The organism is Staphylococcus sp. HMSC62A08 (assembly GCF_001839105.1).
Lineage (GTDB): Bacteria > Bacillota > Bacilli > Staphylococcales > Staphylococcaceae > Staphylococcus > Staphylococcus caprae.
The window spans coordinates 1-11,503 of the sequence record NZ_KV840039.1; the positions used below are offsets into that span (position 1 = coordinate 1).

The 11,503-nt window shown below is 33.4% G+C and carries 12 protein-coding genes and 1 pseudogene; 10 read left to right on the forward strand and 3 right to left on the reverse strand.

Features of this window, described 5'->3' with window-relative positions:
* The first annotated feature begins 191 nt into the window (after positions 1 to 191).
* Positions 192 to 1,112, forward strand: coding sequence for a ribonuclease Z (gene rnz / locus HMPREF3264_RS06070; protein ID WP_070872458.1), 921 nt, complete (start codon positions 192 to 194; stop codon positions 1,110 to 1,112).
* 54 nt (positions 1,113 to 1,166) lie between these two features.
* On the opposite strand, the gene proC is transcribed toward rnz, so the two are convergent.
* On the reverse strand, positions 1,167 to 1,982 hold the full coding sequence (gene proC / locus HMPREF3264_RS06075) for a pyrroline-5-carboxylate reductase (RefSeq protein WP_070831199.1): 816 nt from the start codon (positions 1,980 to 1,982) through the stop codon (positions 1,167 to 1,169).
* A 180-nt stretch (positions 1,983 to 2,162) separates the two neighbouring features.
* Between proC and HMPREF3264_RS06080 the strand changes: the two are divergent.
* Positions 2,163 to 2,918, forward strand: a pseudogene (locus HMPREF3264_RS06080) (SDR family NAD(P)-dependent oxidoreductase).
* Positions 2,919 to 3,040: 122 nt separating this feature from the next.
* On the opposite strand, the gene HMPREF3264_RS06085 reads toward HMPREF3264_RS06080, so the two are convergent.
* The gene (locus tag HMPREF3264_RS06085) at positions 3,041 to 3,949 is read right to left on the reverse strand and encodes an aldo/keto reductase (protein ID WP_070872459.1); all 909 of its coding nucleotides are present in this window, start codon (positions 3,947 to 3,949) and stop codon (positions 3,041 to 3,043) included.
* 82 nt (positions 3,950 to 4,031) lie between these two features.
* On the opposite strand from HMPREF3264_RS06085, the gene HMPREF3264_RS06090 reads away from it, so the two are divergent.
* The 3 genes from HMPREF3264_RS06090 (at position 4,032) to xerD (ending at position 6,114) form a co-directional block, all read left to right on the forward strand.
* The gene (locus HMPREF3264_RS06090) at positions 4,032 to 4,574 is read left to right on the forward strand and encodes an NUDIX domain-containing protein (protein WP_002443005.1); all 543 of its coding nucleotides are present in this window, start codon (positions 4,032 to 4,034) and stop codon (positions 4,572 to 4,574) included.
* A gap of 104 nt (positions 4,575 to 4,678) precedes the next feature.
* Positions 4,679 to 5,128: a ferric iron uptake transcriptional regulator gene (locus HMPREF3264_RS06095; RefSeq protein ID WP_002443003.1), complete on the forward strand. Its 450-nt coding sequence runs from the start codon at positions 4,679 to 4,681 to the stop codon at positions 5,126 to 5,128.
* Positions 5,129 to 5,226: 98 nt separating this feature from the next.
* The gene (gene xerD, locus HMPREF3264_RS06100) at positions 5,227 to 6,114 is read left to right on the forward strand and encodes a site-specific tyrosine recombinase XerD (protein ID WP_002443002.1); all 888 of its coding nucleotides are present in this window, start codon (positions 5,227 to 5,229) and stop codon (positions 6,112 to 6,114) included.
* Positions 6,115 to 6,166: 52 nt separating this feature from the next.
* On the opposite strand, the gene HMPREF3264_RS06105 is transcribed toward xerD, so the two are convergent.
* On the reverse strand, positions 6,167 to 6,700 hold the full coding sequence (locus HMPREF3264_RS06105; RefSeq protein WP_070872460.1) for a DUF309 domain-containing protein: 534 nt from the start codon (positions 6,698 to 6,700) through the stop codon (positions 6,167 to 6,169).
* A 97-nt stretch (positions 6,701 to 6,797) separates the two neighbouring features.
* On the opposite strand from HMPREF3264_RS06105, the gene HMPREF3264_RS06110 reads away from it, so the two are divergent.
* The 5 genes from HMPREF3264_RS06110 to HMPREF3264_RS06130 all read left to right on the forward strand — a co-directional run bounded on the left by HMPREF3264_RS06110 (position 6,798) and on the right by HMPREF3264_RS06130 (position 11,402).
* Positions 6,798 to 7,529, forward strand: coding sequence for a segregation and condensation protein A (locus HMPREF3264_RS06110; RefSeq protein ID WP_070872461.1), 732 nt, complete (start codon positions 6,798 to 6,800; stop codon positions 7,527 to 7,529).
* On the forward strand, positions 7,522 to 8,064 hold the full coding sequence (gene scpB, locus HMPREF3264_RS06115) for an SMC-Scp complex subunit ScpB (RefSeq protein WP_070872463.1): 543 nt from the start codon (positions 7,522 to 7,524) through the stop codon (positions 8,062 to 8,064). The genes HMPREF3264_RS06110 and scpB overlap by 8 nt, the downstream gene beginning before the upstream one ends.
* Positions 8,057 to 8,794: a pseudouridine synthase gene (locus tag HMPREF3264_RS06120; protein ID WP_070872466.1), complete on the forward strand. Its 738-nt coding sequence runs from the start codon at positions 8,057 to 8,059 to the stop codon at positions 8,792 to 8,794. Before scpB ends, HMPREF3264_RS06120 begins: the two co-directional genes overlap by 8 nt.
* A gap of 135 nt (positions 8,795 to 8,929) precedes the next feature.
* Positions 8,930 to 9,655, forward strand: a complete 726-nt coding sequence (locus HMPREF3264_RS06125; protein ID WP_002442993.1) for a response regulator transcription factor — start codon at positions 8,930 to 8,932, stop codon at positions 9,653 to 9,655.
* Positions 9,639 to 11,402 (forward strand): ATP-binding protein, encoded by a 1,764-nt coding sequence (locus HMPREF3264_RS06130; protein WP_070872468.1) that lies wholly within the window; start codon positions 9,639 to 9,641, stop codon positions 11,400 to 11,402. The genes HMPREF3264_RS06125 and HMPREF3264_RS06130 overlap by 17 nt, the downstream gene beginning before the upstream one ends.
* The last annotated feature ends 101 nt before the right edge of the window (positions 11,403 to 11,503 follow it).

The following is an 11,503-nucleotide window of genomic DNA, read 5'->3' on the forward strand; positions in this document are numbered from 1 at the left end:
TAATTTTGATAAATTATATTTCTGTCTCACTCCCTCATACCTTAACAATACAAATTAAATCTCCGAAATAGCAAGCATAAGGAACTAATAATTCAATAAAACGTATGAATAGAGATGATCCAACAAATAAATGACAGTTAAAAAATAATCACAACATATGATAGAATATATGAAGAAGAGGAGGATCATGCATGGAAGTTACATTTTTCGGTACGAGTGCAGGGCTACCGACTAAAGAGAGAAATACACAATCCATCGCTTTAAACTTAGAACCATATTCAAATTCAGTATGGTTATTTGATGTGGGCGAAGGAACGCAACACCAAATCTTACATCATTCTATTAAGTTAGGAAAGGTAGACCATATCTTTATCACTCATATGCATGGCGATCATATATTTGGTCTTCCTGGATTATTAACAAGTCGTTCTTTCCAAGGTGGGGAGAATAAACCGCTAACTTTAATCGGACCTAAAGGAATTCAAAATTACATAGAAACTTCTTTAAAATTATCCGAATCACATCTCAATTATCCAATTACGTACATCGAAATAAATCAACAATTTACATATCATCATGAAGGGTTTACTGTTAAAGCCGAATTGCTTAATCATGGTATCACGTCATACGGTTATCGTATTGAAGCACCAACAACACCAGGTACCATTGATGTGGAAGCATTAAAAGCGATAGGATTAGATCCTGGACCTAAATATCAAGAAGTTAAGGTTCAAGATACTTTCGAACATAACGGTTTAATGTATCAATCATCAGATTTCAAAGGTGCAGCGAAACCAGGTCCTGTCGTAGCAATATTCGGTGATACGAAACCTTGCGACAATGAATATATTTTAGCTCAAGATGCTGATGTCATGATTCATGAATCAACTTACATTGAAGGTGAAAAGACACTCGCCAACAACTATCATCACAGTCATATAGATGATGTATTCGACTTAATCAAGAATGCGAATGTACGAAAAAGTTTAATCACACACATTAGTAATCGTTATAACATTGAAGAAGTTGAATCTATTTATGAAGCATTAAATAATCAATCAGATGTACCAAATTTTTACTTTGTTAAAGATTTTGATACTTATAAAATATAAAACAAACGCTTTTCTCATCACACCTTTATAATAGAGAGAAAAGCGTTTTTTAATTTATTCTGACTCTTTTTTAGATAATTCAACACTTCGATTTACGGCTGCTCCTAAACAATCTTCAAACATAGATACAATATCATATTGAGATAGGGCATCTAATCCTGCTTGTGTTGTACCACCTTTAGATGTGATATTCTTTCTTAATTGTTCCATGCTTAAATCAGAACGTTCAATCATCTTACTTGTACCGATAATTAAATTACGTATCGATTCTTCAACTTGATCTCTTTCTAAACCTAATTCAGTACCCGCTTTAACATATTGTTCAAAAACGTGATATAAGAATGCTGGGCCGCTTCCTGTAATCGCTGTTACTTGATGTAAATGGTCTTCAGAAACTTCAATCACAGAACCAAATGCGTTAACCAATTCATTCACTTCGTCTTTTGATTTAGGACCAAAGTTGTTAGAGAAACTAATACCTGTAACAGAATGACCAACTTGTGCATTCGTGTTCGGCATAATACGTGCTAAAGGATTATTAGTATTCAACTGTTCTCTAATATAATCAATAGAAAGTCCTGCCATAATTGAAATAAAGCGATTGTCTTCTGTAATGTCATCTCTAATTCTTTCCGCTAAAGCTTCGAAATCGTGAGGTTTTGTTCCTAAAAATACATAATCCGCATCTTTTAACAATTCTGCATCATCATAGCTATAATTCACACCTAATCGTTCCGCAAAATCTTTTAAAGCTTGTTCATTTGATTTATTCGTTAAATAAATATCGTCAGCACCTAAATTACTTGAATTAATAATTCCAGTAAAAATAGCTTGTGCCATATTACCTGCGCCATAAAATACAAGTTTCATTTTAACCACATCACCTTCGTCATTTTTGATTATTGTTTTATCTTGCCTTAAGATTATAAGTACATATTAACACATATCTTAATCAAGTAATATCTCACGTTCAAGCCCTGATATTACTTGATTTTTCTAATAAAAATTAGCGCAATAACATGAATTAAACATTTAAAAAGGACGATGAAAATGATAGGTAAACATTACATAGTTACAGGTGGTACGAGCGGGTTAGGATTAGACATAGTTAAACAACTTCTAAAAAGAGGCGCACAAATAAATAATTAAGCTAGAAATATAGAAAAGTTTAATCAAATTGATTTTCAAAATGATCAGAAGCATGTAGAAGTCATTCAATGCAATTTACAACATAGGGAAGACATTTCGCAATTAGAAGGTAAAATCAAAACGCCTGTTGACGGGCTCATCTACAGTTCTGGATTAGGCTACTTCAAATCCATCGATAACTATTCTGCAGAGGAAATGATTGAAACGTATGATGTCAATCTGATTGGTTTTAATTTGTTATACAAAGTTTTACGACCTCGATTTGTTCAACATGCACATATTATCGGAATATCCAGTCAAGCTGCGTTTGTAACACAAGCGAATGCGGCACATTACGGCGCATCTAAAGCAGCATTCAATGCCGTGTTAAATGCTTTACGCATTGAAGAGCCGCAATTTCATATCATGAGTGTCAATCCTGGTCCAATTGATACACCTTTCCATGAAAAGGCAGATCCGACACTTTCATTCTTTAACAAATATAAGTACATCATGATTGATTCAGAACAACTGGCTACACATATAGTGGAAGGCATATTAAAGAACAAAGCGGAAATTAACCAACCTGCATGGATGCATCAATTATTGAAATTCTATCAACTTGCACCTCGAACACTTGAAAGGTTATTGCCTAAATTCTTCAAAACCAAAGAATAGGCGCACATTCACCATTCTTAAAATATACAAAAAGCGAAGACGTTCTTAAGTCATGTGCACACAAAAGTAATATTTTTAATTCTACTCAGTGCGTTCATACCGGAACATCTTCGCTTATTAATTTATTTTAAATGTTGCGTATATTCTATATTTTTCACGCGGTCGCGTGCTGATTTGATTTGGTCTAAGCTCACATCTTTATTAAAATTACGCACATTTTCTTCTAATTGTTCAACACTACTTGCGCCCACAATAATTGAACCAAGTGCATCGTGAGAAGTTAAATATTTGAAAGAAAGGGCACTTAAATTACTTTCAATTTCTTTAACAGATGCAATGACTTCACCTAACTCATCATGCGTATAATCAAAAATACCATCTTGGAATTTCTGGTCTAATGCATTCACACTATTAGATGTCAATAAACCTTTAAATACAGGTCCACGTGCAAGCACTTTAACTTGTTTCTCATGAGCAGCATCTAAAAGATTTTCTGGTCGATTATCAATTAAATTAAATTGAGACATCAATGTTTCGATTTGGCTATGCTTTAAATAGTAATCTATGACATTAGGTCGGATAGAAGAAATTCCATACGCACGAATGATACCTTCTTGTTTTAATTCATCAAATGCACTAATTGTTTCATCTAATGGATCATCAATAGTACCACCATGTAATTGGTATAAATCGATATGATCTAAACCTAATCGTTGAAGTGAACCTTTAACACCTTCTTTAATATGTTTCTTAGAAGGATCCCATGTTATGTTTCCATCGTCAGTTAGTCGATTGCCGACTTTCGTACCGATAACGATGTCATCACGATTTTGATATTTCTTTAATGCTTTTCCTACAATTTCTTCATTGATACCTTGATCATACATATCCGCTGTATCAAAATACGTGATTCCATTTTCAATTGCGCTTTCAATGATAGGTTGTGCTTTTTTATAATCTGTACCTAAACTCATGCAACCTAATCCAAGTTCAGAAATTTCGATGCCACTTTTCAAAATATTTTTTTGCAAGTCCATTCTCCTTTCGATACACTTTAACTGACGCATTCAGTTTACCAATTAATAAATATAAATAAAAGGGACGTGTTTTAATATGAGATTAAATGAAAAAACGATTGATAGAACTGTAATATATAATGGTAAGATTATCGATTTAGAAGTACATGATGTTGAATTACCCGATGGCAGTACCTCTAAACGTGAGCTAGTGTATCACAACGGTGCAGTTGCAGTATGTGCAGTTACACCTGAAAATGAAGTGCTCCTAGTCAAACAATTTAGAAAGCCTGCAGAAAAGCCTTTACTCGAAATACCAGCTGGCAAACTTGAAAAAGGCGAAGAACGAGAAGAAGCAGCAAAACGCGAACTACAAGAAGAAACAGGTTACATTGCATCTGATCTTGAATTCGTTACAGATATGTATGGTTCTCCAGGATTTTCAAGCGAAAAATTATCAATCTATTTCACAGATCAACTCACTGAAGGAGAAATGAACTTAGACGAAGATGAATTTGTAGAACTACATAAAGTGTCTATTGAGAATGTGAAAGCGATGCTAGAAAACAAGGAACTCGAAGATGCTAAAACGATTATCGCCTTACAGCATCTATTATTAAATTATAATCATTCTAAATAAGTATCGTAATCTCTTGCTTTTTATTGAGAATATTGATATTTTATTTAGTGAATCATAGATTAAATTAAAATGATTATAATTCTTAGTAGAGGAGTGAGGCTTCCGTGGAAGAACGTTTAAATCGCGTGAAGCAACAATTACAGCAATCATCTTATAAATTAACTCCACAACGAGAGGCGACAGTTAGAGTATTAATTGAAAACGAGAAAGATCATCTTAGTGCTGAAGATGTCTATTTAAAAGTAAAAGATAAAGCACCTGAAATTGGTTTAGCTACTGTATATAGAACTTTAGAACTCTTAGCAGAACTTAAAGTTGTAGATAAAATCAATTTCGGTGACGGCGTGGCACGCTTCGATTTACGTAAAGAAGGGGCTAAACACTTCCATCATCATTTAGTTTGCATGGAATGTGGGAAAGTAGACGAAATCGATGAAGACCTTTTGCCTGAAGTTGAGAATCGTGTGGAGAATGAATTTGATTTCAAAATTTTAGATCACCGACTCACTTTCCATGGTGTTTGTTCAGATTGCCAAGCGAAAGGTAAAGGCTAACAAGCGAAAGGTAAAGGTTAAGACCTTTCATTTTCATAATAAGCAATGCGTATTTAATTAAGTTTGAAAGAAGCCACCGCTTCAATAGAGGTGCTGACATGAATACAATTATCGAAGAATATTTAAATTTCATCCAAATCGAAAAGGGTTTGAGTAGTAATACGATTGGTGCGTACCGTAGAGATTTAAATAAATATAAAACGTATCTCGAGGAACGAAAGATTACACATATTGATTTCGTAGATCGCCAAGTGATTCAAGAATGTTTAGGTCATTTAATCGATTTAGGTCAATCGTCGAAATCATTAGCACGTTTTATCTCAACAATAAGAAGCTTTCACCAATTTGCATTAAGAGAAAAATATGCAGCGAAAGACCCTACAGTTCTTATTGAGACACCTAAATATGAGAAGAAACTTCCTGATGTGCTTGAAGTACAAGAAGTTTTAGATTTACTAGAAACACCTGATTTAACTAAGAATAATGGCTACCGTGATCGTACGATGTTAGAACTGTTATATGCAACAGGGATGCGAGTATCTGAAATTATTCAATTGGAAGTAGAAGACGTTAATCTAATGATGGGGTTCGTTAGAGTCTTCGGTAAAGGGAATAAAGAACGTATTGTTCCGTTAGGTGATGCTGTAATTGAATATTTAACAACTTATATCGAAACGGTTCGCCCTCAATTATTGAAACAAACGGTAACACACGTGTTATTTCTCAATATGCACGGTAAACCACTATCTCGTCAGGGTATTTGGAAAATGATTAAACAAAACGGTATCAAAGCCAATATTAATAAAACATTAACACCACATACATTACGACATTCGTTTGCTACGCATTTACTCGAAAATGGCGCAGATTTGAGAGCTGTACAAGAAATGTTAGGACATTCCGATATTTCTACTACACAATTGTACACTCACGTCTCTAAATCACAAATTAGAAAAATGTATAATCAATTCCATCCAAGAGCATAGTTTCAATTTAAAAGACCAATAAACGTATTGATAACATCACATCATCAAACGTTTATTGGTCTTTTAATGTATGATAAGGTTGATGCAATTTTTTATGACGAAGTTGTTTCGCTTCTTCTCGAGCTTGAATAACTTCTGTACGGTCTCTTTTTAAATGATGGTGAACAATATACGGCTCTGATATGACAAATGATGTAAAAATATAATATGGAAATACCTCTTTAATATATTGATTAAAGGATGTCTCCACAGGCAACTTGACTGGCACAAATAGTTGATTTTCCCTTAAAGAGGTTATTTGATGTCGAATTAAATTTTTATAATCGTGGATGTCGAGATGTAATTGTTCTGAATCTGCAGCATTGCTAATGACAGAAAGAGACTTTTCATAAGATTTCAAAGCACCTTTATGATTACCGCGTCGATAATGATAACAAGCTGTCGCAAAGAGGATTAAACTCACGATGGCGTCATTTTTAGAAAAAGAGGGATACGCTTTCCAAACTTCTTCTAAAATATCATGACACAGAAAGTAATGTTGGTTCTTATGAAATTGATAATAAAAATGAATTAACGCATCTTCCATAATCATTCACCCATAATTTAAAAGTTATATGTATTCATGCTATAATATTTGTGTGAAATATGCACTTAAGATGCAACATGAGATAGAGGTAGATACGATGTATGAAGTAAAACTCGATGCATTTAATGGGCCGTTAGACTTGTTATTGCATTTGATTCAAAAATTTGAAATTGATATTTATGATATTCCTATGAAAGCTTTAACCGAACAATATATGCAATATGTACACGCGATGAATCAACTTGAAATTAATATTGCAAGTGAATATTTAGTCATGGCGTCTGAACTTTTAATGATTAAAAGTAAGTTATTACTGCCTCAAACAAGCGTAGAAGATGAGATAGAAGAAGACCCGCGTGAAGATTTAGTAGGACGCTTAATCGAATATCAAAATTATAAGGAATATACAGAAATATTGAATGAGATGAAAAATGAACGTGATTGTTATTACACTAAGTATCCTACTGATTTATCTCATTTAGAAACTGATGAATCTTGGGATCCTAATCAAACGATTGATTTAACAGAACTCATCGTTGCATACCAAAGAGTAAAAAATAGAGTAGAGCTTAATACACCTAAATCTGTTGAGATAAAAAAAGAAACATTTACGATTCAACAAGCAACTGAACAAGTTACAAATCGTTTGAAAGAACATGAATCATTTAATTTCTTTAGTTTATTCACGTTTCATGAACCTGTGGAACAAGTGGTCACACACTTTTTAGCCATTTTAGAAATGTCTAAATCTGGCATCGTTAATATTAATCAACAACATCAATTTGAAGACATCGATATCATTAGAGGAGTGAATTACAACATTGGATAACCAAGGAATATTAGAAGCATTACTATATACTTCTGGTGACGAAGGATTAGACCAAAAACAATTAATGGAGATATTAGATGTAGATAAAAATGAACTTGAAAGTTTAATTCAATCTTATCAATCTTCGGGTTTGGTTATCCAAAAATTCGGTACGACGTATGTTTTAACAACAAAAAAAGATGCTTCTTCATACATTGAACAATTAATTGAGCAAAAATCTAAAATGAAATTATCCCAAGCTGCAATGGAAACACTGTCTATTATCGCTTATAACCAACCACTTACACGTAGCGATATTGAAATGATTAGAGGTATTAATTCTGACGGTGCAGTCAAGACACTCATTGCAAGAGGATTAGTAGAAGCTAAAGATGTCGATCATTCTAGGAGTCATCATTTAATTACGACGGATTTATTCTTAAATGTTTTTGGAATAGAAAATCTTGAAGCATTACCAACTACTGAAGAGGATGATGAAGAAATGGACGAATTCTTCAGTAATTTAGTCAACCAAAAAGGAGATTCAAATGAGTAAAGAACAAGAGAGATTACAAAAGAGGATAGCGAATAGCGGGTATACGTCACGACGCAAAGCTGAAACACTCATCACTGAAGGAAAGGTTAGTGTTAACGGGCAAGTCGTTACTGAATTAGGAACAAAGGTCTCTAATTCAGATACAGTAGAAGTTGAAGGTATAAAGATAGAACAAGAAGATAAAATGTATATTCTATTTTACAAACCTACACAAGTCATCACGAGCGTTTCAGACGATCGTGGTCGCACGGTTGTAACAGATTATTTTGATGATATTGAAACACGTATTTATCCAGTAGGTCGTTTAGATTATGATACGTCTGGAATTTTACTTTTAACTAACGATGGGGAATTTACAAATTTAATGACACATCCTCGTTATCACATCAAAAAGAAATATGTCGCTAAACTCAAAGGTTATTTAATGAGAGAAGAAGTGAAAGAACTAGAAAAAGGTATCCAGTTAGAAGATGGATTCACACAACCTGCTCAAGTTAAAATCAAAAAGCAAGATAAAGATAAGAATACAACCTTAGTTGAAATTACAATTAGCGAAGGAAGAAATAGACAAGTTCGTCGCATGTTCGAGCATTTTGGTCATCAAGTGAATAAATTAACACGTATTCAATTCGGGCCTTTAGATTTGAAAGGTTTAAATGCTGGTGAAGGACGCGTCTTAACCCCGCACGAAGTAAAAACGTTAAGACATTTAGCGGAAAACGGTAAATAAACACAAATAATATGTTTTTACCAATAAGTTTGAGATTTTTTTCACAAAGTTTTATCTATCAATCACTTAATCTGTTCAACCTATGCTATAATAACAAATGAATTTGAACAGCATGTGTAGGAGGTATAAAGTATTATGGCTAACGAAATTTTAATCGTTGATGATGAAGACAGAATCAGAAGATTACTTAAATTATATTTAGAAAGAGAATCTTTTGAAATCCATGAAGCAAGTAATGGGAAAGAGGCTTATGAGCTTGCGATGGAGAATAACTATGCGTGCATTCTTTTAGATTTAATGCTTCCAGAAATGGATGGTATAGAAGTTGCTTCTAAACTAAGAGAACATAAAGAAACGCCTATTATTATGCTTACGGCTAAAGGTGAAGAGACAAATCGCGTTGAAGGATTTGAATCTGGTGCTGACGACTACATTGTTAAACCATTTTCACCACGAGAAGTCGTATTAAGAGTAAAAGCTTTATTAAGACGTACACAGTCTGCAAACTCTGAACAAAGCGAACCACATGCACGAGACATTATCGAATTTAATCATTTGGTTATTGATAATGACGCACATAGAGTACTTGCAGACAACGAACAGGTGAATTTAACACCTAAAGAATATGAATTATTAATTTATTTAGCTAAGACACCAAATAAAGTGTTTGATCGTGAACAATTACTTAAAGAGGTTTGGCATTATGAATTTTATGGAGACTTGCGAACAGTGGATACACACGTTAAGCGTTTGAGAGAAAAATTAAATCGTGTGTCTAACGATGCAGCTCAAATGATACAAACTGTTTGGGGCGTCGGTTATAAATTCGAGGTTAAAGCCAGTGATGAACCGACTAAATAGTGTAGTTATAAAACTGTGGTTAACTATTATTTTAATAGTGGCGACAGTTTTAATTTTATTAAGTGTATCCTTAATCACATTTATCCAATATTATTTCACGCAAGAAACTGAAAATTCTATCAAAGAAGATGCCAAAAGAATTAGTTCACTCGTAGAGAAATCAAAAAATAAATCTCTTGCCATTCAAAACAGTCAAAAGTTAATAGATGGGCCTGGTGGACTTATTATTATGAAAGATTTTAATGATAAGCCAGCATCATCGTATAATAATACTAAAATTCAAATGCTTAAAGAAATTAAGCATAACGATAATTTTAAAAAGGTCTTCCAAAAAGGTGAATTTGAAACTCAAAATGTCACTATAAAAAATCATGGTGATACTCAGTCTTATATTCTCCTAGGTTATCCGATGAAAGCTCAAAAAGACGCACACGGTAAACATAGTGGTGTATTTATCTATAAAGACTTAAAATCTATCGAAGATACGAATAATGCTATTACAATTATCATCTTAATTACAGCTATTATCTTTATTGCTGCAAGTACCATTTTCGCATTTTTCCTATCTAATAAAATTACGAAACCACTTCGCCAATTAAAAACACAGGCTCAAAAAGTTTCAGAAGGTGATTATAGCCATATCTCATCAGTCAAAACCAAAGATGAAATAGGTGATTTATCAAGAGCTTTTAATAATATGAATTATGAAATTCAAGAACATATCGAAGCATTATCATCTTCTAAAAATATTAGAGATAGCCTTATCAATTCCATGGTTGAAGGGGTACTAGGCATTAATGATCAACGTGATGTCATAATATCAAATAAAATGGCTGATGATATCATCCATAACATTGATGACTTTTCAAAAGAATTAATCGAAAAACAAATCGAACAAACGTTTAAATCTGAAGGTACAGAATTCCAAGAAATAGAAATTAATACGAGATATTACGTCTTTATCACAAGTTATATTAATCGTATTCAACCTAATGGCAGAAACGGTATCGTGGTGATTATCCGAGACATGACAAATGAACATAACTTGGATCAAATGAAGAAAGACTTTATCGCAAATGTCTCTCATGAATTACGTACGCCCATATCATTGTTACAAGGTTACACTGAATCCATTGTTGATGGTGTTGTAACTGAACCAAACGAAATACGAGATTCTCTTGCTGTTGTGTTAGATGAATCTAAGCGTTTAAATCGTCTTGTCAACGAGTTACTCAACGTTGCACGCATGGATGCAGAAGGTTTATCAGTAGAGAAAGAAGTTCAACCCATTGATGACCTTTTAAATAAAATGAAAGCCAAATACCGAATGCAAGCTGAAGATTTAGATCTCACAATGGAATTTAATTCAGGCAATGATAATCAGTTGTGGGATTATGATATGGACCGCATGGACCAAGTTCTAACTAATCTGATTGACAATGCATCTAGATATACGCAACCTGGTGATACCATTGCAGTAACTACTGCTAAAGATAATCGTTATAATATCTTATATATTAGTGACACTGGAACGGGCATTGCTCCCGAACATTTACAACAAGTCTTTGACCGCTTCTACAAAGTTGACGCTTCCCGTAAACGCGGTAAACAAGGTACAGGTTTAGGACTCTTTATTTGTAAAATGATTATCGAAAAACATGGTGGTAAAATTGAAGTTGAAAGTGAACTAGGTAAAGGCACGACATTTATTATTAAATTGCCTCAACCACACATTGAAAATAACTAAGCAGAGTCGTTGAGTTTATAGATTTTATCGTGTAATATAAATTTTAAATAAAATCATTATAAATATTCATCTTCGGGGTAGGGTGTAATTCCCAACCGGCA

Bases quoted from the DNA above. Each gene is read 5' to 3' on its own strand.
- rnz (WP_070872458.1), top strand. From the start codon at position 192: ATGGAAGTTACATTTTTCGGTACGAGTGCAGGGCTACCGACTAAAGAG.
- proC (WP_070831199.1), bottom strand. From the start codon at position 1,982: ATGAAACTTGTATTTTATGGCGCAGGTAATATGGCACAAGCTATTTTT.
- HMPREF3264_RS06090 (WP_002443005.1), top strand. From the start codon at position 4,032: ATGAGATTAAATGAAAAAACGATTGATAGAACTGTAATATATAATGGT.
- xerD (WP_002443002.1), top strand. From the start codon at position 5,227: ATGAATACAATTATCGAAGAATATTTAAATTTCATCCAAATCGAAAAG.
- HMPREF3264_RS06105 (WP_070872460.1), bottom strand. From the start codon at position 6,700: ATGGAAGATGCGTTAATTCATTTTTATTATCAATTTCATAAGAACCAA.
- HMPREF3264_RS06110 (WP_070872461.1), top strand. From the start codon at position 6,798: ATGTATGAAGTAAAACTCGATGCATTTAATGGGCCGTTAGACTTGTTA.
- HMPREF3264_RS06120 (WP_070872466.1), top strand. From the start codon at position 8,057: ATGAGTAAAGAACAAGAGAGATTACAAAAGAGGATAGCGAATAGCGGG.
- HMPREF3264_RS06125 (WP_002442993.1), top strand. From the start codon at position 8,930: ATGGCTAACGAAATTTTAATCGTTGATGATGAAGACAGAATCAGAAGA.
- HMPREF3264_RS06130 (WP_070872468.1), top strand. From the start codon at position 9,639: ATGAACCGACTAAATAGTGTAGTTATAAAACTGTGGTTAACTATTATT.